The following is a 24,679-nucleotide window of genomic DNA, read 5'->3' as shown; positions in this document are numbered from 1 at the left end:
AGTTGTTTTGTGAATACATCAAAAATACAATATAAATCTATTATCTTTGAAAATATCAAACACATTTCCATGAAAATAGTAAAAAAAATTCTGATAGCGCTTTTATTAATTTTAACTGTTTTATTTATAGCAGTTTGGTATCTTTCAAGCGCTTTACAACCAAATTATTCTGGTGAAATTGAATTGAAAAAGATTAAAAGTGAGGTTACTATTCGTTTTGATGATGTCGGTGTGCCACACATTAATGCTAAAACCCAAGAAGATGCATATGTGGCTTTAGGATATGTACACGCACAAGATAGGTTGTGGCAAATGGAATTAATTAGAAGAATTGCTCCTGGTAGATTGTCGGAAATATTTGGAAAAAAATTATTAAAAACAGATTTGTTTTTTAGTGGATTAGGAATTGAAGAGGCTGCCGAAAAAACGATAGAAAAACTTGATAAAAATACTGACGCTTACATTTTAACTCAGAAGTATTTAGACGGAATTAACCAATATATAGAAGAAGGACAAATACCTTTAGAATTTAGTTTGGTGGATGTTGAAGTAGAAAAATATACCATTAAAGACGTATATAACGTATTTGGTTATATGGCATTTAGTTTTGCTGTTGCCCATAAAACAGATCCTTTATTAACAGATATTAAAGAGAATTTAGGAGAAGCTTACATTAATGAGTTGATGAATTCTTACAGTAAAAACTTAACCATTAATAAAAAAGAAGTAAATCCGTTAAAATCTAATTTATCTCAAGAAGTTAGTGATATTATGGATGCTTTACCAGTATCTACTTTTATAGGAAGTAACTCTTGGGTACTTGGTGCAGAAAAAACAAAAAACGGAAAAGTTATTTTTGCAAATGATCCTCATATTGGATATTCTCAACCTTCAGTTTGGTATCAAAATCACATAAAAACACCCGATTTTGAAATTTACGGATTCAATATAGCCTTAATGCCTTTTCCGCTTTTAGGGCATAACAAAGATTATGCTTATGGTTTAACAATGTTGGCTAATGACGATTTAAACTTTTATGTAGAAGAAAATAATCCGAATAATAATTTAGAATATAAAACAAAAAATGGGTTTTTAAAATATGATTTGATTGAGAAAACCATTAAAATCAAAGACGAACCAGATACTACTTTTGTTGTAAAGGTTAGCAAACATGGACCTATAATGAATGGTTTGGTAAATCATATTAATGATGATAGACCCATAGCCATGAATTGGGTTTTTACCCAAATGGAAAACAAAACCCTAGATGTTGCTTTTGGGATGAGTCATGCAAAATCTTTTAATGAATTTAAAAATGCTGTAGAAAAAATACATGCACCTGGTTTAAATGTAATGTATGGAGATGCAAACAATAACATTGCTTGGTTTGCTTCTGCTAAATTGTATCAATTAAGAGAAGGTATATCATCAAAACTGTTTTTAGATGGCGCTTCTGGTGAAGATGAAATCTTAGAAATTTTGCCTTTTGAAGAAAATCCGAAAGCCATTAACCCAAGCTCTAATTATGTGTATTCCGCGAATCATCAACCAGATTCTGTAAGAGGAAAATTATATCCTGGATACTATCAACCAGAAGATAGGTCTAAAAGAATTGTAGAGCTATTAGAAGCTAAAAATGATTTTACAAAAGAGGATGTTGTTAAAATGACTTATGATGTAACTTCTTCTGTGGTGCCAGAAATTGCAAACAAATTGCTAAAAAGTGTTGATTACCCTGGGCTAAATCCATCAGAGAAAAAAGCTTTTGAAATTTTAAAAAATTGGAAAGGCGTTTATTTAAAAGATGCTATTGGACCAACAATTTATAATCGCTTTTTATATGAGTTTTTAGTGGCTACTTATAAAGATGAAATAGGAAAAAGTTTTAATTTGTTTATCAACTCTCAGTTACAAGATCAGGTTTTAACAACTCAAATTACTAGAGATAATTCTGTTTGGTGGGATGATATTACCACTAAAAATAAGGAGGAGTCAAAAGAAGAAATTATAAACAAATCTTTTAAAAAAGCGTTTCTTTTTTTAGAAAATCAACTAGGAACAAATGTAGAACTTTGGACTTGGGATAAGGTAATTTCTGTAGAGCACGAACACGCTATAGGTAAAGCTGGTGGTGTTTTACGTAAAATATTTAATGTAGGGCCATTTAAAACTATTGGTGGTAATGAGGTGATTAACAATCAGATATTTAAACTAGATAGCACAGGGGTTTACAAAGTTACAGCAGGCCCTTCTACAAGAAGAATTATAGATTTTTCTGATGTAGAAAATAGTTTGTCAATTTTACCAACAGGACAGTCTGGTCGATTATTTAGTAGGTATTATAAAGATCAAAAACAAAAATATTTAGAAGGCAAGTTTGAAAAAATGCAAATGAATCAAAAAGAAATTGAGAAAAACGTGCGAGTTTTAGTTTTAAAGCCTAAAATTTAATTTTTCTCACAAGCACTCCAAACAACATCTATGGGTGTAGGTGCAGTAATTTTAATGTATTCTTTAGAAACAGGATGTACAAATTCAATTTTTCTGGCATGTAAAGAAATGCTACCATCTTTATTAGATCTTGCAAAACCATATTTTAAATCGCCTTTTATTGGGCAACCAATGTTTGCTAATTGTGTTCTAATTTGATGATGTCTGCCAGTTTCTAAATCTATTTCTAAAAGTGTATAAGTATCTAGATTTTTTAAAACTGAATAGTGTAAAATAGCTTTTTTACTACCATCAATTTCTTTTTTGTAAACAAAAGATTTATTTTTTTTGGAGTCTTTTTTAAGAAAGTTTGTTAACGTATCTTTTGTCTTTTTCGGTTTGATTTTAACCAGTGCCCAATAGGTTTTTTGGATGCTTTTTTCTCGCAACATTTTATTCAATCTCTCTAAAGCCTTAGAGGTTCTTGCAAAAATTACAACACCAGAAGTAGGTCTGTCCAATCTATGTACAGTGCCAATAAAAACATTACCAGGTTTGTTGTATTTGTCTTTAATGTATTCTTTTACAACTTCATTTAAAGGTTTGTCTCCAGTTTTATCACCTTGTGTAATATCACCAGCTCTTTTATTTACAATTAATATATGATTGTCTTCAAATAAAACCTGTAAGTTGTTTTTTGTAGTGTGCATTTTTAAGTGTTACCTTAAGTGGGTAAAAGGTTTTTATTTAAAATCTTTGGCAACGTCTTGGTTAACGCCATCAATAAAGTCTAAAAACTCTTTTCTACCAAACCCAGTAGAAGATGAGGTTATAAATGATGTTGGTAAAGCTTCCCAATAATTCAGTAATTTCTTTTTGTAAGAAGTAATTTGTTTGTTCAATTTAGAGCTACTTAATTTGTCTGCTTTTGTAAAAACAATGCAAAAAGGAATTTGGTTTTCACCCAAAAACTGCATAAAATCTAAGTCTATTTTTTGTGGGTCGTGTCTGGAATCTATCAACACAAAGGTGCAAACTAATTGTTCTCTTTCTTTAAAATAATTTTCTATAAAGTATTGAAAAATAACTCTTTTCTTTTTAGAAACTTGGGCATAACCATAACCAGGTAAATCTACTAAAAACCAAGAATCGTTTATTTTAAAGTGGTTGATTAACTGTGTTTTACCAGGTTTTCCAGAAATTTTAGCCAAATCTTTACGCTCCATCAGCATATTAATTAATGATGATTTGCCAACATTAGAACGTCCTATAAAAGCGTATTCTGGTATTCTATCTTTAGGAGCATTTATAACATTGCTGTTGCTCATTACAAATTCTGCAGACTTTATTTTCATGCCCTAAATATTTCTGTCTGTAAACCACTTATGTAGAATTGTGTTAAATTCTTCTGGTTTTTCCATCATTGCTGCGTGCCCACATTTGTCAATCCAAAACAAATCAGAATTAGGTAAAAGCTTATGAAAATCATCTGCAACTTCAGGTGGTGTAACATTGTCTTGTTTTCCCCAAATAATACAGGTTGGTATTTTCATTTCGGGTAAATCTTTAGCCATATTGTGTCTAATAGCACTTTTGGCTATTGCCAGAGTTCGTATAACAGAATTTCTATCGTTTACAATTTTAAAAACTTCATCTACCATTTCTTTGGTTCCAATTTCAGGATCGTAAAAAACGCTTTTAGTTTTTTGTTCTATATACTCATAATTTCCTCTTTTTGGAAAACTATCTCCCATTGCTTTTTCATACAAACCAGAGCTGCCTGTTAAAACAAGTGCTTTTACTTTTTGTTGATAATGTTTTGTAAAATATAAAGCAATATGACCGCCTAAAGAATTCCCAAGCAAAATAGCAGAATCAATGTTTTTATGTTCCATAAATTCTTTTAAAAATATCGCTAAATTTTTAACATTGGTTTTTAATAGCGGTAAAGAGTATAATGGTAATTCAGGTATTAAAACCTTATATCCATTTTCAGAAAAATGAAAAAAAGTTTCTTTAAAATTACTTAAAGTGCCCATTAAACCATGTAAAACAATAATTGCAGGCCCTTCTCCTTCTTCTACATATGTAAATTTCCCTTCAGATTTTAACTTATCAGTCATTATTCAATTCGTTTTACTTATTCGCAAATGTAGTTCTTTTTTATAAAATATATAACCTTTTTATAAATGTCTCGAATTCAATATTTAAGCGATTTTTTAATGTTGTTTAGATAAAATAATAAATATTTATTAACAATGTGGTAAAAAGTGGTAAAAAGTGGTAAATTTTATATATTTTTGAAATCAACAATATTTCATTAGTAAGAGGGTGATAAATTTAATTGGTACATACGAATGTAAAGCAGATGCAAAGGGCAGAGTTATGTTTTCTACTGCTTTAAAAAAGCAGTTGCAGCCAGTTGTTTCTCAAGGATTTGTGATAAAGAGAGCTGTTTTTCAGCCTTGTTTAGAGTTGTATACAATGCAGGAATGGACTTTGATGATGCAGAAAATAAACAAGCTAAATAGGTTTGTTAAAAAGAATAATGATTTTATTAGAAGGTTTACTGCAGGTGTAAAAACAGTAGATTTTGATACTGCTGGAAGGATTTTGATACCAAAAGATTTATGCGAATTTGCCTCGATTAAAAAGCAAGTGGTGTTGTCTTCTGCTGTGAATATCATAGAAATTTGGGATAAAGATAATTACGAGAAAGCTATCGATGATGCAGCTGTAGATTTTGCGCAATTGGCAGAAGATGTAATGGGTAATACAGATGCAGATGAGTTATCATAATCCAGTTTTATTAGAGGAAAGTGTAAACGCTTTAGCAATAAAAGCTGATGGTGTTTATATCGATGTAACGTTTGGTGGTGGAGGGCATTCTAAAGAAATCTTAAAAAAGTTAGGTAAAAACGGTAAGTTGTTTGCTTTTGATCAAGATCCTGATGCTTTGGCAAATGTAATAGATGATGAGCGTTTTCAATTAATACCAGAAAACTTTAGATACATTTCTAGGTTTTTAAGGTTTTATGGAGTTAGAAAAGTTGATGGAATTTTAGCAGATTTAGGGGTCTCATCACATCAGTTTAACGAGGCAGAAAGAGGATTTTCAATTCGTTTTGATGGAGATTTGGATATGAGAATGAATCAAAAATCTAAAATCTCTGCCAAAGAAATTGTAAACAATTATTCAGAAGAAAAGTTAGCAGAAATATTGTTTCTGTATGGAGAGTTGAGAAACTCTAGAAATATTGCGAAAACAATTGTTGAGAAAAGAGAAGAAAATAAAATTGAAACTAGTTTTCAGTTAAAAAATGCCCTGCAGAAATATTTACCAAAAGCTAAAGAGCATAAAATTTTAGCACAAATATTTCAAGCATTTAGAATAGAAGTAAATGAAGAGTTAGAAGTTTTAAAAGAATTTTTACAGCAAACACCAACTTTATTAAAAGAAGAGGGTAGGTTAAGTGTAATTTCATATCACTCTTTAGAAGATAGATTGGTAAAAAGATTTATAAGAACAGGATTGTTTAGTGGTGAGCCCGAAAAAGATTTTTTTGGAAACTCGAGCGAGCCGTTACAGAAAGTTGGAAAGTTAATAGTGCCTACCTCGCAAGAAATTAACGAAAACAACAGAGCTCGCAGTGCTAAACTACGAATTGCAACCTTAAAAAAATAAAATGTCTAAAGTTAAAAAAAGTATTTATAGCTTTTTAAGAGGTAGTTTTTTAACAGACGAATCTGCCTTAAAAAACTGGAAAGTAATTTTTTTTATTGTTTTTCTCTTGTTAATAATGATTACAAGTGCTCATAATGCAGATAAAAAAGTAATAAAAATTACAGAATTAAATAAATTGAAAAGAGAGTTAAGGGCAGAATCTTTAGATACAGAAACAATTCTTACAAGAATGGAAATGGAATCTAGTATTAGGAGAAATGCAAAAGAAAGAGGTTTATTCCCTTCAGAAACTCCTCCGAAAAAAATAAAAGTAACTATTAAAAAATAATTTAAATTGGCAACTCATAAAAAAGGCATTCTTACTAAATTCTACTGGGTAGTTGCTTTTATGGCCCTCTTTTTATTTGCAATTGTGTTTAGGGTAGTAAACCTGCAACATGTTCATGGAGATACTTACAGAAAGCTAGCAACAGAACTTACAATTAGGCAAGATACTATTTATGCAAACAAAGGTAATGTTTATGCTGCCGATGGTAATTTGTTAGCAACTTCTATGTCTAAATTTACAATCTACATGGATTTGGTAACCGTAGATGATAAAGTTTTTGAAGAAAACATTGTTGGGCTGGCTACAAAATTATCAGAATTATTAGGTAACTCAGTTAGCTATCATCAAAACAGATTAAGAAGTGCTAAGAATAAAAAAAGAAGGTATTTTTTGATTGCAAGAAATATAGGGTATACAGATTATTTAAAGATGAAGAAATTTCCAATATTTAATTTGGGAGTTTATAAAGGTGGTTTTATAGCAAAACACAGAACAGAGCGTGCACATCCAATTGGCAAAATTGCAGAAAGAACAATTGGTTATGACGATTTTAGAGGTGAAGCTGGTATAGAAGGGGCTTTTGCAGATTATATGCAAGGCGAAAATGGTTTGAGATGGGAACAAAAAATTGCGAAAAATAAATGGAAACCGATAACAGATTATAACGAAAAAGAACCTGTTGATGGGCATGATGTAATAACAACAATAGATGTTAATATACAGGATATTACACACCATGCATTGTTAGCAAGGTTAGAGTATTTTGAGGCAGATCATGGTTGTGCTGTAGTTATGGAAACTGCTACAGGAGAAATTAAAGCCATTTCTAATTTGGGCAGAACTTCTAAAGGCAAATACTACGAAAAAAGAAACTATGCGGTTTGGGAAAGTCATGAACCAGGTTCAACTTTTAAACTAGCAAGTTTAATGGCAGCTTTAGATGACAAAGTAATAGATACATCTACGGTTGTAGATACAGAAAAAGGTAGAATTTATATACATGGTTCTAAAGTCGAAGATTCTCATAGAGGTGGGTATGGTAAAATTTCTGCAGCTAGAGTTTTTGAGGTTTCTTCTAATGTGGGTATTGTTAAGTTGATTCGTAAACATTATGATCACCAACCAGAAAAATTTATACAAAAATTAGATAACTATGGTTTTACAAAACCTGTAGGCTTTCAGATTAAAGGCGAAGGTAGGCCTGTGGTACCAAAACCGTCAGACAAAAGATGGAATAAAATTTCTTTAGAATGGATGTCTTGGGGTTATGGTATTTCTGTAACACCAATGCAAACACTAATGTTTTACAACGCTGTTGCAAATAATGGGGTTATGGTAAAACCACGTTTTATAAAAGAAGTAAAAAGACAGGATAAAGTAGCAAAAGTTTTTGATGTGGAAGTGATAAATCCAAAAATAGCTTCTCAAGAAACTTTAAACAAAATTAAAAAAATAATGGAAAATGTGGTTGTAAAAGGAACTGCAAATAATATTTATTCGCCTAATTTTTCTATGGCAGGTAAAACCGGTACAGCAAAAAAATACTTACCAAAACATGTTGATGAAGACGGTAAAACCATTGCAGCTGGGTATTCTAATAAACATTATGTAGCTTCTTTTGCTGGATTTTTTCCTGTAGAAAATCCTAAATACTCTTGTATTGTGGTAATTCATGATCCTAAAAAAGAAAAAGGATATTATGGAGCAACAGTTGCGGGACCTGTTTTTAAAGAAATTGCTCAAAAAATATATACAACAACGCCTACAGATAAGCAATCTGTAGATGATGCTGTTCAATTTGAAGAAATAGATAAGGCTTATCAGAATTACAATTCTTTATTAAGTAAAAACTATACAAAAGTACCAAATGTAAAAGGTATGTCTGCTATGGATGCCTTGTCTTTATTAGAAAACTTAGGTTTAAAAGTAAAGGTTGATGGAGTGGGTAAAGTGCAATCTCAATCACTTAAAAATGGAGCAAAATTAGAAAAAGGAAAAACAATTACATTAAAACTGTTTTAAACTGAAAAATTTAAAAGACATATTATATAAGGTTGCAATACAGCAAGTTTTTGGAAGCACCAACATCCAAATAAATAACCTTGTTTTCGATTCTAGAAAAGTAACAAAAAACGATGTTTTTGTTGCTCAAAAAGGGGTTTCTGTAAATGGTCATTTGTTTATAGAGAAAGCGATAGATTTTGGTGCAAGTGTAATTATTTGCGAGGATGTTCCTGTTACAAAACAAGAGGAAGTTACCTATGTAAAAGTAGCTAACTCTAGTGTTGCTTTGGCAATAATGGCAGCTAATTATTACAACAATCCTTCAGAAAAAATGCCTTTAATTGGGGTTACAGGTACCAATGGTAAAACTACAGTAGCTTCACTTTTATATCAATTATTTAAAAAAGCTGGTTATAAAGTTGGCTTATTGTCAACTGTAAAAATATTGGTTAATGATATTGAGTTTAAGGCAACACATACTACCCCAGACTCTGTAACAATCAACTCTTATTTAGATAAAATGTTGGCAGCAGGTGTAGATTATTGTTTTATGGAAGTGAGTTCTCATGGAATTCATCAAAAAAGAACAGAGGGTTTACATTTTGCAGGTGGTATTTTTACCAATCTATCTCATGATCATTTAGACTATCACGAAACCTTTGCAGAATATAGAAATGTAAAAAAACAGTTTTTTGATGGTTTGCCAAAATCGGCATTTGCCCTTACGAATCTAGATGATAAAAATGGCAACTTTATGTTGCAAAATACAAAGGCTACCAAAAAAACATATGCCTTAAAAACCATTGCAGACTTTAAAGCGAAAATTTTAGAAAAGCAATTGTCGGGTACGTTAATTTCTGTAGACGGTATAGAGGTTTGGACTAAATTAATTGGTGTTTTTAATATTTACAATTTAACCGCAATTATTGCAACAGCAGAATTGTTGGGGTTAGAAAAACTAGAAGTTTTAACTCTTGTTAGTCGATTAGAAAATGTTAATGGTAGGTTTGAGTATATAGTTTCTAGTGATGGAGTAACTGCAATTGTAGATTACGCACACACACCAGATGCATTAAAAAATGTATTAGAAACCATTAATAATATTAGAACTGGTAACGAAAAACTAATAACAGTTGTGGGTTGTGGTGGCGATAGAGATAAAACCAAAAGACCAAAAATGGCGCATATTGCATCGCAATTAAGCAATCAAGTAGTTTTTACATCAGACAACCCAAGAACAGAAAATCCACAAACTATTTTAGATGAAATGGAAGCAGGGGTTGCGCCAGAAAATTATAAAAAAACAATTACTGTATTAAATAGAAAACAAGCCATTAAAACTGCTTGCAAGTTTTCTGAAGCAGGAGACATTATTTTAATTGCAGGTAAAGGGCACGAAAATTATCAAGATATTAATGGAGAACGAACTCATTTTGATGATTTAGAAGAAGTTACCAATTGTTTTAATCAACTAAAAAACCAATAAAATGCTGTATTATTTATTTCAATATTTAGAAAGTCAATTTAGTATTCCTGGAGCTAGTGTGTTTCAGTTTATTACGTTTAGAGCAGCTGCAGCTTTTATTTTATCATTATTAATCTCTGCAATTTATGGAAAAAGAATCATTCGATTTTTACAAAAAAAGCAGGTAGGAGAGTCTATTAGAGATTTAGGTTTAGAAGGGCAAGTGCAAAAATCAGGTACGCCAACAATGGGAGGTGTCATTATAATTTTAGCCACGTTAATTCCAGCACTTTTGTTAGCAAAACTAGATAATATTTATATCATCATCTTATTAATTACCACTGTTTGGATGGGCTTAATAGGTTTTTTAGATGATTACATAAAAGTATTTAAAAAAGACAAAGCTGGTTTAAAAGGAAAGTTTAAAGTTTTAGGACAAATTGGTTTAGGGGTAATTGTTGGTTCTATGCTGTATTTTAATGAAAACGTAACTATTAAAGAACAGTTGCCAGTAGAACAACAAATGGTTCAGGCAAATGGTAAAAAGCAAGTTTTTGGGGATGCCCATAAATCTACAAAAACAACAGTTCCGTTTTTTAAAAATAACGAGTTAGATTACTCAAAAGCAGTAAGTTTTTTAGGTGATGGTTACGAAAAGTATGGATGGATTATTTTCATTTTTATTACTGTTTTTATAGTAACAGGCATTTCTAATGGAGCTAATTTAACAGATGGTATAGATGGTTTAGCAGCAGGTTCTTCTGCAATTATGGTAGTAACCTTAGCAGTTTTTGCTTGGGTTTCTGGTAACATCATTTTTGCAGATTATTTAGATGTAATGTACATACCAAACTCAGGAGAAATGACTGTTTTTATACTTGCCTTTGCAGGTGCATTAATTGGGTTTCTTTGGTACAATACCTATCCAGCACAAATATTTATGGGAGATACGGGTAGTTTAACTATTGGTGGAATTATAGCAGTTATTGCAATTTCTATTAGAAAAGAGTTGCTTCTGCCAATCTTAGCAGGAATTTTTGTAGTAGAAAATCTTTCTGTTATTCTACAAGTATCTTGGTTTAAATACACTAAAAAGAAATTTGGCGAAGGTAGAAGAATTTTTAAAATGTCTCCTTTGCATCATCATTATCAAAAGTTGAGTTATCACGAAAGTAAAATTGTAGTCCGTTTTTGGATTGTAGGCATCTTATTGGCTGTATTTACCATTGTAACCTTAAAGTTAAGGTAAAAACAAAACGATATTTAATTATAAATGAAACATCAAGCATTACATAACAACACTAAAAACTCTTTACAAAAAGAGCAGAAAATTGTTGTGCTTGGTGCGGGAGAAAGTGGCGTAGGAGCAGCTATTCTAGCAATTCAAAAAAACTTTCAGGTATTTGTTTCTGATAAAAGTAAAATAGCTAAAAAATACAAAGAAATTCTTATAAATAACACTATTGATTTTGAAGAAAAAAAACACACAGAAGCTAAAATTTTAAGTGCAGATGTTGTAGTAAAAAGTCCGGGTATACCAGACAATGTTCCTTTGATTTTAAAATTGAAGGACAGCGAGATACCTGTTATTTCAGAAATTGAGTTTGCAGCTCAGTTTACAGAGGCTACTATAGTGGGTATTACAGGTTCTAATGGTAAAACAACCACCACTTTGTTAGCGCATCATATTTTAAATAAAGGAGGTTTAAATGTTGGTGTTGCAGGAAATATAGGACAAAGTTTTGCAGAACAAGTAGCTACACAAAACTATACCAATTATGTATTAGAGTTAAGTAGTTTTCAGTTAGACGGGGTTCAAGAATTTACACCACATATTGCTATTATTACAAATATTACCCCAGATCATTTAGATAGATACGACTATGATTTTAACAAATATATTTCATCAAAATTTAGAATAACAAAAAACCAAACAGAAAAAGATTTTTTAATCTATGATGCAGATAATACTGCAATTACCAATTGGTTAGAAAATAATAAAACTGCAGCAAAATTAATTCCTTTTTCATTAGAAAAAGAGTTAGAGTTTGGTGCCTATGTAAAAGACAATACAATCAACATAAATATAACAAAAGACACAATACAAATGCCAACATCAACCCTATCAATCCAAGGAAAACACAATACAAAAAACGCAATGGCAGCAACAATGGCTGCACAATTGTTAAAAGTTAGAAAACAAACCATTAAAGAAAGTTTAGAAAACTTTGAAGGTGCAGAACATAGATTAGAAAATGTAGCCAAAATAAAAGGAGTAGAATATATTAACGATTCTAAAGCAACCAATGTAAATGCTACTTTTTATGCTTTAGAGTGTATGGATAAACAAACCATTTGGATTGTGGGCGGTGTGGATAAAGGAAATGACTATACAGACCTACTTCCTTTGGTTAGAGAAAAAGTAAAAGCAATTATATGTTTAGGTGTAGATAATCAAAAAATAAAAGACACTTTTGGGAATGTTGTAGATATTATTGTAGAAACTGCAGGGGCAGAAGAGGCTGTAAAAGTTTCTTATAAATTGTCAGAAAAAGGTGAGGCTGTTTTATTATCGCCAGCTTGTGCAAGTTTCGATCTTTTTACAAATTACGAAGACAGAGGTTGGCAATTTAAAAATGCGGTAAAAAGTCTTTAAATCTATTTTATTAGTTAGAAAGAATAATTTCATTTCCCAAAAAAAAATAAAAAAAACTAAGATTGAAAACCATATTTAAACATATTAAAGGAGATAAAACCATTTGGGCTATTGTAGCTATTTTGGCTGTTTTTTCTTTTATGCCAGTTTATAGCGCTAGTACAAATTTGGTATATGTGGTAGGTAATGGTTCAACCTTAGGGCATCTAGTAAAACATGCTGTGTTGTTAATTTTAGGTTTTGCAATTATTTATGCAGTACATAAAGTGCCTTATAGATATTTTTCTGGAGGCTCTGTAATTATGCTGCCTATTGTTATTGTTCTTTTGATTGTAACCTTAGCACAAGGAACCACTATTGGTGGTGCAAATGCAAGTAGGTGGATTCGTATTGGAGGTATTGGTTTTCAAACGTCTACCCTAGCAGGTTTGGTTTTAATGGTGTATGTGGCACGATATTTAGCTAAAAACAAAGAAAAAAAGATTCAGTTTAAAGAAAGTATTTGGCAACTTTGGCTCCCCGTTTTTGCAGTTTTAATTTTAATATTACCTGCAAACTTCTCAACCACAGCTATTATATTTTCTATGATTTTATTAATTACTTTTATTGGTGGTTATCCTATAAAATATATTGGTTTGGTGTTAGGTACTGGTCTAGTAGCACTTACTTTTTTTATACTAATAGCAAAAGCGTTTCCAGATGCAATGCCCAATAGAGTTCAAACTTGGCAAAATAGAATAGAGAATTTTTCTAAAGAAGGAGGTAAAGAATCATACCAAGTTGAAAAAGCAAAAATAGCTATTGTAACAGGAGGTTCTTTTGGTGTTGGTCCAGGTAAAAGTGTACAAAAAAACTTTTTACCACAATCGTCATCAGATTTTATTTTTGCAATAATTATAGAAGAATATGGTTTAGTTGGCGGTTTTGTAATTGTTTCTATTTTCTTTTTATTACTTTTTAGAATTTTTATAGTGATAAAAAAAACCACTACAATTTTTGGAACATTGTTGGTCTTAGCAGTAGGTATTCCTATTGTTTTTCAAGCAACCATAAATATGGCAGTAGCTACAAACTTGTTTCCTGTTACAGGGCAAACATTGCCTTTAATAAGTAGTGGTGGTACTTCTATTTGGATGACCTGTTTTGCATTAGGTATGATTTTAAGTGTTAGTGCAACCAAAACAGTTACAGAAGAAGAAATTTTAGATGATAACCCTTTAGATATTCTGCATGAAACAATCGATTAATATATTAATTTCTGGAGGTGGTACAGGTGGTCATATTTACCCTGCAATTGCAATTGCAAACGAAATAAAAGTGCGTTTCCCTGATGCTAAATTTTTATTTGTGGGCGCAAAAGATAAAATGGAAATGGAAAAAGTGCCACAAGCAGGTTATAAAATAAAAGGCTTATGGATTTCTGGTATCCAAAGAAAATTAACAGCTAAAAATCTATTATTTCCTTTTAAGTTGATGAGTAGTTTGTGGAGTGCAAATAAAATAATTAGAAAATTTAAACCACATATAGCTATTGGTACTGGTGGTTTTGCAAGTGGGCCTACTTTAATAATGGCAAACAAAAAAAAGATACCAACATTAATACAAGAACAAAATTCTTACCCAGGAATTACCAATAAATTACTAAGTAAAAAAGCAAGTAAAATTTGTGTTGCTTATGATAATTTAGAACGCTTTTTTCCAAAAGAAAAAATAGTAAAAACGGGCAACCCTGTAAGACAAGATTTGTTAAATGTTCATTCAAAAAAAGAACAAGCTGTAGATTTTTTTAAGTTAAATAAAAAGCAAACTACCATTTTAGTTTTAGGAGGAAGTTTAGGAGCAAAAAAAATAAATGAACTCATAGAAAATAATTTAGAATTGTTTAAATCTCAAAACATTCAAATTATTTGGCAATGTGGTAAGTTGTATTATCATAATTATAAAAAACACAATGAGGTTCAAAACGTTCAAGTGCATCAATTTATAAATAAAATGGATTTGGCTTATGCAGCTGCAGATATCATTATCTCTAGAGCCGGTGCAAGTTCGGTTTCAGAATTATGTATTGTTGGCAAACCGGTAGTATTTATACCATCGCCAAATGTATCAGAAGATCATCAAACAAAAAACGCAAAATCTATTGTAGATAAGCATGCTGCTTTACTAATTAGAGAAAATGAATTGGATACATTTCCTGTAGTGTTAGAAACCTTAATAAAAGACATTGGCAAACAACAAAGTTTGGCAGAAAATATAAAAGAATTGGCATTACCCAGTGCCACAAAAGATATTGTAGACGAAGTAGAAAAACTATTACATAAATGAATTTAAAAAGTTATCATAACATTTTTTTTATCGGAATTGGCGGTATTGGAATGAGTGCAATTGCTCGTTTCTTTAGCGTGAATGGTAAAAATGTTGCGGGTTATGATAAAACATCCTCCCAAATTACAAAAGATTTAATGGATTTGGGTATAGAAATTCATTTTGAAGATGCTGTAAAAAACATACCTATTTCATTTTTAGATAAAAATAAAACTTTGGTAATTTTTACACCAGCAGTTCCTAAAGCGCATACGCAACTAAATTACTTTATAAAAAATGATTTTACCATTTTAAAAAGAGCGGAAATTTTAGGTAAAATTACAGAAAGTACATTTTGTTTAGCAGTTGCAGGCACACATGGTAAAACTACGACTTCGGCTATTTTAGGGCATATTATGGCGCATGTAAATGCGACTTCATTTTTGGGTGGCGTTGCAGAAAATTACAATTCTAATTTAATTTTAGGTGATGATAAAGTTTCTGTGGTAGAAGCAGATGAGTTTGATAGATCTTTCCTAAAACTAAGTCCAAATATTGCTTGTGTAACCTCTATGGATGCCGATCATTTAGATATTTATAAAAATGAAGAAGCTATAACAACTTCTTTTGCAGAGTTTTCTAACAAAGTATCAGATACTTTAATTGTGGCCAAAGGTTTGCCTTTAAAAGGGGTAACCTATGCAATTGAAGATAAAGCAGATTACACAGCGCACAATTTACAAATACATAAAGGAAAGTATGTTTTTGATGTAACTACACCTACATCAATAATTAAAAATATATCTTTTTATTTACCAGGTAAGCATAATGTTATGAATGCGTTAGCAGCATTGGCGATGGCAGATGTTTACGGTGTTTCTTTAGAGGTAATTAAGGAAAGGTTAGAAAATTTTAAAGGAGTAAAAAGAAGATTTTCTTATAAGATAAAAACAGCAGATTTTGTTTTAATAGACGATTATGCACATCATCCAACAGAAATAAATGCCGTAGAAAATTCGATTAGAGAAATGTACCCAAACGAAAAGGTTTTGGTGGTATTTCAACCTCATTTATTTTCTAGAACCAAAGATTTTGTAGATGATTTTGCAAGTGCACTTTCTAAGTTTGATGAAGTTTTATTGTTAGATATATATCCAGCAAGAGAAAAACCAATTGCAGGTGTAAATTCAGATTGGTTATTAAATAAAATCAATACTAGTCAAAAAAAGTTAACACAAAAAAATAATCTTGTAAAAGATATTAAAAACGCCACTGCAAAAATTGTGGTTATGTTAGGTGCAGGAGACGTTGGAGTGTTGGTAAATACCGTTACAGAAACCTTGTTAAAAGAGCAAAGTTATGAAGTTTAAAAAAATATTAAAACACCTACTGTTACTGTGTTTACTTATCGGTTTAAGTTTGTTATATGGTTTTTCGTTACAAAGAAATAGTCAAAAAAAGATCGTAGATATATCTGTTAATTTTGAGGCTGGAGACAATAATTTTTTAACCCATAATATGGTTAATAAATTGTTAATACAAAATAATGAAACAGTCAAAAACAAAGCAAAATCTATCTTAGATTTATATAGTTTAGAAAATAATATTTTAAAAAATCCATATGTAGAAAAAGCGGCTGTATTTTACACCGTTAATGGTATTCTAAAAACAGTAGTAAAACAACGTGAACCTATTGCAAGAATTGTATCAAAAAATAGTTCTTATTACATTGATAAACAAGGGGTAAAGGTTCCTTTGTCTGATGTTTTTTCTGCAAGAGTTTTGTTGATTTCGGGAGTAAAAAAAGACCAAGAAATTAAAGAAATTTTACCTTTTGTTAAAGTAATTTTAAAAGATGATTTTTTTAAAAAAGAAATAGTATGTATCCACAAATCTGCAGAAAATGAGTTTGTTTTTTCTGTTAGAAGTGGAGATTATAAAATAGATTTTGGCAATTTAGAAGACATTGAGGTAAAATTTAAAAAATTAAAAGCGTTTTATAATACAACGTATAAAAATAAAACGATTCAGAATTATAAAACAATTACAGTAAAATATCACAACCAAGTTGTGTGCACAAAATAAATCAAAATGGAAAACAATAAAATAGCTGTTGGTTTAGATATTGGTACAACCAAAATTGTTGCCATGATTGGTCGTAAAAACGAATACAATAAAATTGAAGTTGTAGGTATTGGTAAAGCCAAAAGTTTAGGTGTAAAAAGAGGTGTAGTAAGTAATATTACACAAACCATACAATCAATACAGCAAGCTGTAGACGAAGCAGAAAGTGTTTCGGGTCAAACGATTAAAGAAGTCGTTGTAGGTATTGCAGGACAGCATATTAGAAGTTTGCATCACTCAGATTATATTACACGAAACAATGCAGATGAGGTTATAGATCAGTTGGATATTGAAAATCTTGTAAACCAAGTTCATAAACTAGTTATGTTACCTGGTGAAGAAATTATACATGTTTTACCACAAGAGTTTAAAGTAGATTCTCAAGCAGACATTAAAGAACCAATTGGAATGTATGGTGGTCGTTTAGAAGCTAATTTTCATGTAGTGGTTGGTCAGGTGTCTTCTATCAGAAATATTGGTCGTTGTGTAAAAAGTGCAGATTTAGGTTTAAGTGATGTTACTTTAGAGCCTTTAGCATCTGCATCAGCAGTTTTAAGTTTAGAAGAAAAAGAAGCTGGTGTAGCTTTAATAGATATAGGTGGTGGTACTACAGATTTAGCTATTTTTAAAGACGGTATTATAAGACATACAGCCGTAATTCCTTTCGGTGGAAATGTAATCACAGATGATATTAAAGAAGGTTGTTCTATCATAGAAAAACAAGCCGAGTTGTTAAAAATAAAATTTGGTTCTGCATGGCCAGGAGAAAATAAAGAGACAGAAATTGTTTCTATACCAGGTTTAAGAGGCAGAGAGCCAAAAGAAATAACGCTAAAAAACTTATCTAAAATTATTCATGCAAGAGTTCAAGAAATTATAGAACAAGTGTACTTAGAAATAAAAAATTACGGACACGAAACCGCTAAAGGAAAATTAATTGCAGGTATTGTACTAACAGGTGGTGGAGCGCAATTAAAACACTTGCGCCAGTTGGTAGAGTATATTACAGGAATGGATGCTAGAATTGGGTTTCCAAATGAGCATTTAGCGGGCGATTCTGATGACGTTTTATCAAGTCCATCATTTGCAACAGCAGTAGGTTTGTTAATGGAAGGTTTAGCAAAAGAAACTAAACAAGAAGAGCCAGAAGAAGAGGGGATAGACCAAGTTGTAGAAAATATAGCATCACAAGATGAAGTTGAACAAGCACAAGAAGAGAAGCCTAAAAAAGTAAAAAATAAAAAACCCTTCTTCGAGAAGTTTATAGAAGGATTAAAGGACTTTTTAGACAACGCAGAATAAGAAATTAACTGCTGTTAAAAACCGAAAAGAATAAAGTTTGCTTACTTAATTTTTAAGTAAATTAAAAATAATAAAATAGAATAAAAAAATAAGAAAGTTATTATGAGCGCAGAATTTGATAACATTTCATTTGACATGCCAAAAACACAATCTAATACCATAAAAGTTATTGGTGTTGGTGGTGGAGGTAGTAACGCTGTAAATCACATGTTTACACAACATATAAAAGGTGTAGATTTTGTAATTTGTAATACAGATGCACAAGCATTAGAAAACAGTCCTATTCCCAATAAAATACAATTAGGAGCCAACTTAACCTCTGGTTTAGGTGCTGGTGCAAATCCAGAAATTGGTGCACAAGCAGCTAAAGAGAGTATGCAAGAAATTCAGCAAATGCTAAATACCCAAACAAAAATGGTATTTATTACTGCTGGTATGGGAGGTGGAACAGGAACAGGAGCAGCACCAATAATTGCAAAAATTGCAAAAGATATGGATATTCTAACTGTAGGTATTGTAACCATGCCTTTTCAGTTTGAAGGAAGAATGCGCTCTAAACAAGCACAATTAGGAATTGATCAACTGCGCCAAAATGTAGATTCTTTAATTGTAATTAATAACAACAAATTAAGAGAGGTTTATGGAAACCTAGGTTTTAAAGCTGGTTTCTCTAAAGCAGATGAAGTTTTATCTACAGCCTCTAAAGGTATAGCAGAAGTAATAACACATCACTATAAACAAAATATAGATTTACATGATGCTAAAACAGTACTATCTAACAGCGGTACTGCAATTATGGGGTCTGCAAAAGAGGAAGGTAAAGACAGAGCAAAAAATGCGATTATAAAAGCTTTAGATTCCCCTTTATTGAATGATAATAAAATTACAGGAGCTAAAAACGTATTGTTATTAATTGTTTCTGGTTCTAATGAAGTAACTTTAGATGAAATTGGAGAAATTAATGATTTTATACAAGATGAAGCTGGTTACGATGCCAACATTATTATGGGTATTGGAGAGGATGAACAATTAGGTGATGCAATTTCGGTAACGATTGTTGCTACTGGTTTTGCTCCAGATCAACAAAGTTCTATAACCAATACAGAGGTAAAAAAAGTTGTACATACTTTAGAGGATGAACAAAAAGCAACCTATAATTTCGACGAAAAAACAATCTCTAAAGCACCAGTTGTAAATCAGCCAAGAGCTAACAAAGTAGAAGAGAAAATAGTACATACTTTAGAAGATTTTAATTCTATAGATGAAGAGGAAAAACCGTCTTCTCCAAAAATAGATTTGACTCCAACAACCGAGTCGATTGCAGAAATGCCAGTTACTTTTGATGAGATTTCTACAGAAACTGTTTCTGAAGACGATTTTATTATTACAGATACTACACCAGTTGTAGACGAAGAAGAAGATGAGCAAACAAAAGAACTACAAACAGATTTGTTGTTTGATTTGCCTTTAAATTCTTTTAACGAGGAGAAAAAACAAGAAGAAATTAAATTCTCTTTAGAAGAAGAAAAAGCTGTTAACAAAAATAGTATTGAAGTTATAGAGGAAAAAGAAATAAAATCGTCTACAGAAACTAGGTATGTATTAAAAGATTTTGATGCACAACCAACTATTGGTAAAAGTTCTCATATTACCGAAAAAAAGGAAGCTGTAGAGGAAGAAGAAATAAAATTTGAACTAAAAACTGCAAAACCTGTAGAAGATGTAAATGCTATTGAAACTTCAAGTGAAGAAGTTTCTCCACTAGACTTAACCATTTCTGAATTGCAAGAAAGAGCTGCAGAAAGACGCAGAAAAATGAAAGGGTTTAACTACAAGTTTAACGATCAAATGAGTAAAAATGTAGATGAGATTGAAAAACAACCTGCATATAAAAGACAAGGTTTAGATTTAAATGTAGATACGTCAATCAGCAAATCTAAAACTGCAATTAAAAAAGATGATAACGATTTAGGTTTTAAATCTAACAATTCTTTCTTACATGATAATGTAGATTAGCAACTCCTTTTACTTTCTAACCACAAAAAACCACATCTGTAATAGATGTGGTTTTTTGTATTTTCTTAAAACTTAAAACTTAAAAGTGTAAAGAGTTTCCTTTTTTTTTGAAATTTCTTTAGTAATGATTTCTTTTTAAAGCACATAGAAATAGCTAAAAATCTTAAATCTGAAAACATTTTAATAAAACCAAAAGTTTTTAAATAAGCTTGTATAAAGTCTTACCAGAAAAGGCACGTTCTAAGAAGAAAATTAAGTGTCTTCTAAAAAAAATCCATCTAAAAAATAGATGGATTTATTGTTTTTATTTGTCTTTTTGTGCTTCTTGATTGCTTTTAAAACATAAACAAACTCAATTTGACTTTTATTACTGTAAGTTATTAACTTAACGCTTCTTTAATTCTTTTAATAGCCTCTCTAATTTGTAACTCAGAGGCTGCATACGAAATGCGAATACAGTTTGGGGCTCCAAAAGCATCTCCAGTAACTGTAGCAACATTTGCTTTTTCTAAAATAAATAAGGCAAAATCACTAGCGTTATTAATGGTTACACCTTGTATGGTTTTACCAAAAAACGCAGAAATATCTGGAAAAACATAAAAAGCGCCATCTGGTACATTTACTTTAAAACCGTCAATTTCTTTTAATAAATCTATTACAATACTTCTTCTGGCTTTAAACTCATCTACCATATATTGTATTTTAGAAATAGGTGCTAAAACTGCTGTAATAGCTGCTCTCTGAGCAATACAATTGGTTCCAGAGGTAATTTGCCCTTGCATTTTAGTACATGCTTTTGCAATCCATTCTGGTGCCCCAATATAACCAATTCTCCAACCTGTCATAGCAAAGGCTTTTGCCAAACCATTTACAGTAATTGTTCTATCATACAAACTGTCTATAGCTGCTAGGCTAAAAGGTTTTGTACCATAGTTAATGTGTTCGTAAATTTCATCAGACATTACATAAATCTGAGGATATTTTTCTAACACTTTTGCCAATGCTTCATACTCTTTTTGAGTATAAATAATTCCACTTGGATTGTTAGGCGAGTTAAATAAAATTAACTTTGTTTTTGGTGTGATAGCCGCTTCTAATTGTGCTGGCGTAATTTTAAAGTTATTTTCTATGGTTGATGGAATTTCAACTGATTTTGCTTCGCATAAAGTTGCAATTGCAGAGTAACTTACCCAATAAGGACAAGGTAATAAAACTTCGTCTCCAGGGTTTAATAAAACCTGCATTACATTTGCAATAGATTGTTTTGCACCTGTAGAAACTACAATTTGACTTGGTTTATACTCCAAGTTGTTGTCTCTTTTAAATTTTGTGCAGATAGCCTCTTTTAATTCTACATAACCATCTACTGGTGTGTACGAATTGTAATTTTCGTTTACAGCATCTATAGCGGCTTGTTTTATAAAATCTGGTGTATTAAAATCTGGTTCTCCCAAACTTAAACCAATAATGTCTTTGCCTTCTGCTCTTAACTCTCTTGCTTTCGCAGCCATTGCTAAAGTAGCAGATGCTGGTAAACTGTTAATTCTGTCCGATAATGGATGTGTCATTTTTTACTGTTAGTTGTGTTTGTTTTTATGCTATTTCTGGGTTTTGTCCTAAAATGCCTAAGTGCCTAAAATGTTCTATAATGGCTTTTCTTGTAGTTTCATACTCATTATATGGCAAGTTAAACTCTTTTGCAGTTTCTTTTACAATTTTAGCTAATTTACTGTAATGTACATGAGAAATATGCGGAAAAATATGATGTTCAACTTGATGATTTAAGCCACCTGTATAGAAGTTTACCAACCAATTACTAGGTGCAAAGTTAGAGGTGGTGTATAATTGGTGGACTGCCCAAGTGTGTTCTAAATTTCCATCTTTATCAGGTAAAGGCATTTCTGTTTTTGGTACAATATGTGCTAGTTGAAAAACCAAACTTAAAATCATACCTGCAGTATAATGCATTACAAAAAACCCAATTAATACTTTCCACCAAGCAACGTCTAAAACTACTATTGGTAAAACAATCCAAAGTGCATAATAAGCAATTTTAGAAATGACCAATTTGGTCCATTCTGTAGTTGGATTTGGAAATTTACCATAAGATAATTTCTTTTTTAAATACCTGCGCATTTGTTTAATATCTGTAGTAATGGCCCAGTTAATAGTTAATAAACCATATAAAAAAATAGAATAATATTTTTGTATTTTATGAATTGGAAACCATTTAGAGTGTTGAGAGAAACGAATAATTCTACCAGCATCAATATCTTCATCTTGTCCTTCTACATTGGTAAAAGTATGGTGTAATACATTGTGTTGCACTTTCCAGTTATACACATTTCCTGCAAGGATGTAAATGCTACTACCCATTAATTTATTTACCCAATTTTTGCTGGAAAAAGAATCGTGATTGCTATCATGCATTACATTCATACCAACACCTGCCATACCAACACCTGTTAAAGCCATTAGTAAAATCATAGCCCATTGTGGCATAGAAACTGTTAAAACTAAAATAAAAGGGACTAAAAACAACGAAAACATAATGATTGCTTTAGTGTACAATCTCCAGTTACCTGTTCTTTTTATATTATTGTCTTTAAAGTAATTGTTTACTCTCTTGTTTAAAGTTTTAAAGAATTTTGCTTTATCTACTCGAGGGAATTTTATTGTATTCATGTAAAAATTTAATTACGCAAAAATAACCTATTTAATTTTGCTATATATGATAAACGTCAGTTTTTGTTTAGAATTGTTTGCTCACAAATAACTATTTTTGCAATTCTAAAAATAGTAATTCATGGATATTATTCAAAAATATTTTAAAAATTTAACAGAAACGCAAATTCTGCAATTTTCTAAACTGCAAGAACTGTATCAAGATTGGAACATAAAAATCAATGTAGTTTCTAGAAAAGATATAGATGAATTGTATTTACGCCATGTTTTACATTCTTTGGGAATTGCTAAAGTTATACAATTTATGCCAGGTGCTAAAGTAATGGATGTAGGTACAGGTGGTGGTTTTCCTGGAATTCCGTTAGCAATATTGTTTCCAGAAACACAGTTTCATTTGGTAGATTCTATTGGTAAAAAAATAAAGGTTGTAAATGAAGTAGTGGCTGGTTTGAGTTTAGAAAACGTAAAAACCACACATGGTAGAGTAGAGGAAGTAAAAGATACGTATGACTTTATTGTAAGTAGAGCAGTAGCACAGATGGAAACTTTTGTACGTTGGAACAAAGGCAAAATTGCTAAAAAACAAAATCACGATTTAAAAAACGGAATTTTATATTTAAAAGGTGGCGATTTATCAGAAGAATTAAAATTATATACTTCTGCAACTATTTACAATTTACCAGATTTTTTTGAAGAAGACTTTTTTGAAACCAAAAAAGTAGTGCATTTAGGGATGAAGTATAAGGGTTAGTTACAGTTTTTAAGAATATCATCATTCATTTTATATGCTTTTAGTAATACAGATTGTCTTAAGAGTAAACTTCTCCAATCTGACATAAACTTGTTTCTAATTATAATGTCTTGAGTAAATTCGCCATTTAAAACTTTTTTTACCCATAGCTTATTTAATTCGTTTACTTCTTTTTGTAATTCGTAAATTATTTCAATATGCTTTAAGCACTTAAAATTTGTTATCGCTAAAAAATTTGTCTGTTTGTAAGCTTGCCAAGTAATCTGAGATAAACTTGAAATCATCAATGGAGAATCTACATTGAAATTTAAATCTCCTCTTATTTTAACAAAGTTAGAGTTGATTTTTTCTGATTTAGCAAATGTAAAAAGTGCTTTTGTTTTACTAATAAACAGATTTGTAGAGTCCTTATGTACTATGATTTCAAAATCGTTATTCAGTTTTGAGAAAATATAATTTATTTGATTATAATTTTTAATGATTAAATCGTGGTAATTCTTTAATGATTTTTTGTTTTCTGATATTTCAGTAAAAACTTGAGTTATGGCTTTTTTCTTATCTTCTGCCAATGATTTATTTTCATAATAGCCATTTAGGTATAAGCCGAGAATTACGCCAATCATAGTAGAGGTAAGTGTTATAACCCAATTACTACTAACAAATTTTATGTATTTTTTTCTTTTAGTTTTTGTCATTTTACATTTTAGCTAACAGTTCATATAAGATTTAGTTGCGTTTATTTAGCAATAAAGCTAATAAATAATTACTAACAAAGAAAATCTACTAGGATTTGCATAAATAGGCTGAAAAGCAAGCAATTAATTTTGAACTGTGTTTATTGTAGTACTTTATTTGAAAATTTTAAATATTTTCCATTTTAGTAATTCAATTTTTCTTTTTGTATCATATTCTTTTGCTAATTCTGAAAT

General features: G+C 30.7%; 21 protein-coding genes. 15 read left to right on the top strand and 6 right to left on the bottom strand.

Annotated features, from left to right (window positions below):
* The first annotated feature begins 69 nt into the window (after window positions 1-69).
* Window positions 70-2,451 (top strand): penicillin acylase family protein, encoded by a 2,382-nt coding sequence (locus Q0662_RS05730; RefSeq protein ID WP_298947991.1) that lies wholly within the window; start codon window positions 70-72, stop codon window positions 2,449-2,451.
* Here Q0662_RS05730 and Q0662_RS05725 read toward each other — a convergent pair.
* Genes Q0662_RS05725 through Q0662_RS05715 form a run of 3 tightly spaced genes read right to left on the bottom strand, consistent with a single transcriptional unit; the run spans window position 2,448 to window position 4,553 of the window.
* Window positions 2,448-3,140, bottom strand: a complete 693-nt coding sequence (locus Q0662_RS05725; protein ID WP_298947990.1) for an RluA family pseudouridine synthase — start codon at window positions 3,138-3,140, stop codon at window positions 2,448-2,450. The genes Q0662_RS05730 and Q0662_RS05725 overlap by 4 nt on opposite strands.
* Before the next feature lie 33 nt (window positions 3,141-3,173).
* On the bottom strand, window positions 3,174-3,785 hold the full coding sequence (yihA, locus tag Q0662_RS05720; protein ID WP_298947989.1) for a ribosome biogenesis GTP-binding protein YihA/YsxC: 612 nt from the start codon (window positions 3,783-3,785) through the stop codon (window positions 3,174-3,176).
* A 3-nt stretch (window positions 3,786-3,788) separates the two neighbouring features.
* On the bottom strand, window positions 3,789-4,553 hold the full coding sequence (locus tag Q0662_RS05715; RefSeq protein ID WP_298947988.1) for an alpha/beta hydrolase: 765 nt from the start codon (window positions 4,551-4,553) through the stop codon (window positions 3,789-3,791).
* A 208-nt stretch (window positions 4,554-4,761) separates the two neighbouring features.
* On the opposite strand from Q0662_RS05715, the gene Q0662_RS05710 reads away from it, so the two are divergent.
* From Q0662_RS05710 to ftsZ, 13 genes are all read left to right on the top strand, one after another.
* Window positions 4,762-5,229, top strand: coding sequence for a division/cell wall cluster transcriptional repressor MraZ (locus Q0662_RS05710; protein WP_298947987.1), 468 nt, complete (start codon window positions 4,762-4,764; stop codon window positions 5,227-5,229).
* Window positions 5,216-6,115, top strand: a complete 900-nt coding sequence (gene rsmH / locus Q0662_RS05705; protein ID WP_298947986.1) for a 16S rRNA (cytosine(1402)-N(4))-methyltransferase RsmH — start codon at window positions 5,216-5,218, stop codon at window positions 6,113-6,115. Before Q0662_RS05710 ends, rsmH begins: the two co-directional genes overlap by 14 nt.
* A gap of 1 nt (window position 6,116) precedes the next feature.
* Window positions 6,117-6,443, top strand: a complete 327-nt coding sequence (locus Q0662_RS05700) for an FtsL-like putative cell division protein (protein ID WP_298947985.1) — start codon at window positions 6,117-6,119, stop codon at window positions 6,441-6,443.
* Between the two features lie 60 nt (window positions 6,444-6,503).
* Window positions 6,504-8,465 carry a penicillin-binding protein gene (locus tag Q0662_RS05695; protein ID WP_298948069.1) on the top strand — a complete coding sequence of 654 codons (1,962 nt, stop codon included), beginning with the start codon at window positions 6,504-6,506 and terminating at the stop codon, window positions 8,463-8,465.
* A 1-nt stretch (window position 8,466) separates the two neighbouring features.
* A complete protein-coding gene (locus Q0662_RS05690; RefSeq protein ID WP_298948067.1) occupies window positions 8,467-9,933 on the top strand; it encodes a UDP-N-acetylmuramoyl-L-alanyl-D-glutamate--2,6-diaminopimelate ligase in 1,467 nt (488 codons plus the stop codon).
* A gap of 1 nt (window position 9,934) precedes the next feature.
* Window positions 9,935-11,161, top strand: coding sequence for a phospho-N-acetylmuramoyl-pentapeptide-transferase (gene mraY / locus Q0662_RS05685; protein WP_298947984.1), 1,227 nt, complete (start codon window positions 9,935-9,937; stop codon window positions 11,159-11,161).
* A 24-nt stretch (window positions 11,162-11,185) separates the two neighbouring features.
* Window positions 11,186-12,568 (top strand): UDP-N-acetylmuramoyl-L-alanine--D-glutamate ligase, encoded by a 1,383-nt coding sequence (gene murD, locus Q0662_RS05680; RefSeq protein WP_298947983.1) that lies wholly within the window; start codon window positions 11,186-11,188, stop codon window positions 12,566-12,568.
* 62 nt (window positions 12,569-12,630) lie between these two features.
* Window positions 12,631-13,815 (top strand): FtsW/RodA/SpoVE family cell cycle protein, encoded by a 1,185-nt coding sequence (locus tag Q0662_RS05675; RefSeq protein ID WP_298947982.1) that lies wholly within the window; start codon window positions 12,631-12,633, stop codon window positions 13,813-13,815.
* Window positions 13,799-14,893 (top strand): undecaprenyldiphospho-muramoylpentapeptide beta-N-acetylglucosaminyltransferase, encoded by a 1,095-nt coding sequence (murG, locus tag Q0662_RS05670; RefSeq protein WP_298947981.1) that lies wholly within the window; start codon window positions 13,799-13,801, stop codon window positions 14,891-14,893. Before Q0662_RS05675 ends, murG begins: the two co-directional genes overlap by 17 nt.
* Complete coding sequence (murC, locus tag Q0662_RS05665) at window positions 14,890-16,242, top strand: UDP-N-acetylmuramate--L-alanine ligase (RefSeq protein WP_298947980.1); 1,353 nt, start codon at window positions 14,890-14,892, stop codon at window positions 16,240-16,242. Before murG ends, murC begins: the two co-directional genes overlap by 4 nt.
* Window positions 16,232-16,957: a cell division protein FtsQ gene (locus Q0662_RS05660; RefSeq protein WP_298947979.1), complete on the top strand. Its 726-nt coding sequence runs from the start codon at window positions 16,232-16,234 to the stop codon at window positions 16,955-16,957. The genes murC and Q0662_RS05660 overlap by 11 nt, the downstream gene beginning before the upstream one ends.
* Window positions 16,958-16,963: 6 nt before the next feature.
* Window positions 16,964-18,298: a cell division protein FtsA gene (gene ftsA, locus Q0662_RS05655; protein WP_298947977.1), complete on the top strand. Its 1,335-nt coding sequence runs from the start codon at window positions 16,964-16,966 to the stop codon at window positions 18,296-18,298.
* Between the two features lie 102 nt (window positions 18,299-18,400).
* Window positions 18,401-20,314: a cell division protein FtsZ gene (gene ftsZ / locus Q0662_RS05650; protein WP_298947976.1), complete on the top strand. Its 1,914-nt coding sequence runs from the start codon at window positions 18,401-18,403 to the stop codon at window positions 20,312-20,314.
* Window positions 20,315-20,694: 380 nt separating this feature from the next.
* Here ftsZ and Q0662_RS05645 read toward each other — a convergent pair whose 3' ends face one another.
* The gene (locus tag Q0662_RS05645) at window positions 20,695-21,882 is read right to left on the bottom strand and encodes a pyridoxal phosphate-dependent aminotransferase (RefSeq protein WP_298947975.1); all 1,188 of its coding nucleotides are present in this window, start codon (window positions 21,880-21,882) and stop codon (window positions 20,695-20,697) included.
* Between the two features lie 25 nt (window positions 21,883-21,907).
* Entirely contained in the window at window positions 21,908-22,999 is a 1,092-nt protein-coding gene (locus Q0662_RS05640) for an acyl-CoA desaturase (protein WP_298947974.1), read from the bottom strand.
* 121 nt (window positions 23,000-23,120) lie between these two features.
* On the opposite strand from Q0662_RS05640, the gene rsmG reads away from it, so the two are divergent.
* A complete protein-coding gene (rsmG, locus tag Q0662_RS05635; protein WP_298947973.1) occupies window positions 23,121-23,750 on the top strand; it encodes a 16S rRNA (guanine(527)-N(7))-methyltransferase RsmG in 630 nt (209 codons plus the stop codon).
* On the opposite strand, the gene Q0662_RS05630 is transcribed toward rsmG, so the two are convergent.
* Window positions 23,747-24,445, bottom strand: a complete 699-nt coding sequence (locus Q0662_RS05630) for a hypothetical protein (protein WP_298947972.1) — start codon at window positions 24,443-24,445, stop codon at window positions 23,747-23,749. The genes rsmG and Q0662_RS05630 overlap by 4 nt on opposite strands.
* Window positions 24,446-24,679: the final 234 nt, after the last annotated feature.

Origin of the sequence: uncultured Polaribacter sp., from assembly GCF_947503855.1 — a bacterium.
Classification (GTDB): Bacteria; Bacteroidota; Bacteroidia; order Flavobacteriales; family Flavobacteriaceae; genus Polaribacter.
The sequence above is the reverse complement of the archived record's forward strand: the minus strand, read 5'-3'. Positions and strand labels throughout refer to the sequence as shown.

Coding starts and splice junctions, on each gene's coding strand:
- Q0662_RS05725 (WP_298947990.1), bottom strand. CDS start 3,140: ATGCACACTACAAAAAACAACTTACAGGTTTTATTTGAAGACAATCAT.
- rsmG (WP_298947973.1), top strand. CDS start 23,121: ATGGATATTATTCAAAAATATTTTAAAAATTTAACAGAAACGCAAATT.
- Q0662_RS05645 (WP_298947975.1), bottom strand. CDS start 21,882: ATGACACATCCATTATCGGACAGAATTAACAGTTTACCAGCATCTGCT.
- Q0662_RS05695 (WP_298948069.1), top strand. CDS start 6,504: ATGGCCCTCTTTTTATTTGCAATTGTGTTTAGGGTAGTAAACCTGCAA.
- Q0662_RS05700 (WP_298947985.1), top strand. CDS start 6,117: ATGTCTAAAGTTAAAAAAAGTATTTATAGCTTTTTAAGAGGTAGTTTT.
- ftsA (WP_298947977.1), top strand. CDS start 16,964: ATGGAAAACAATAAAATAGCTGTTGGTTTAGATATTGGTACAACCAAA.
- ftsZ (WP_298947976.1), top strand. CDS start 18,401: ATGAGCGCAGAATTTGATAACATTTCATTTGACATGCCAAAAACACAA.
- Q0662_RS05715 (WP_298947988.1), bottom strand. CDS start 4,553: ATGACTGATAAGTTAAAATCTGAAGGGAAATTTACATATGTAGAAGAA.
- Q0662_RS05730 (WP_298947991.1), top strand. CDS start 70: ATGAAAATAGTAAAAAAAATTCTGATAGCGCTTTTATTAATTTTAACT.
- murC (WP_298947980.1), top strand. CDS start 14,890: ATGAATTTAAAAAGTTATCATAACATTTTTTTTATCGGAATTGGCGGT.
- yihA (WP_298947989.1), bottom strand. CDS start 3,785: ATGAAAATAAAGTCTGCAGAATTTGTAATGAGCAACAGCAATGTTATA.
- Q0662_RS05630 (WP_298947972.1), bottom strand. CDS start 24,445: ATGACAAAAACTAAAAGAAAAAAATACATAAAATTTGTTAGTAGTAAT.
- rsmH (WP_298947986.1), top strand. CDS start 5,216: ATGAGTTATCATAATCCAGTTTTATTAGAGGAAAGTGTAAACGCTTTA.
- murG (WP_298947981.1), top strand. CDS start 13,799: ATGAAACAATCGATTAATATATTAATTTCTGGAGGTGGTACAGGTGGT.
- mraY (WP_298947984.1), top strand. CDS start 9,935: ATGCTGTATTATTTATTTCAATATTTAGAAAGTCAATTTAGTATTCCT.
- murD (WP_298947983.1), top strand. CDS start 11,186: ATGAAACATCAAGCATTACATAACAACACTAAAAACTCTTTACAAAAA.
- Q0662_RS05660 (WP_298947979.1), top strand. CDS start 16,232: ATGAAGTTTAAAAAAATATTAAAACACCTACTGTTACTGTGTTTACTT.
- Q0662_RS05640 (WP_298947974.1), bottom strand. CDS start 22,999: ATGAATACAATAAAATTCCCTCGAGTAGATAAAGCAAAATTCTTTAAA.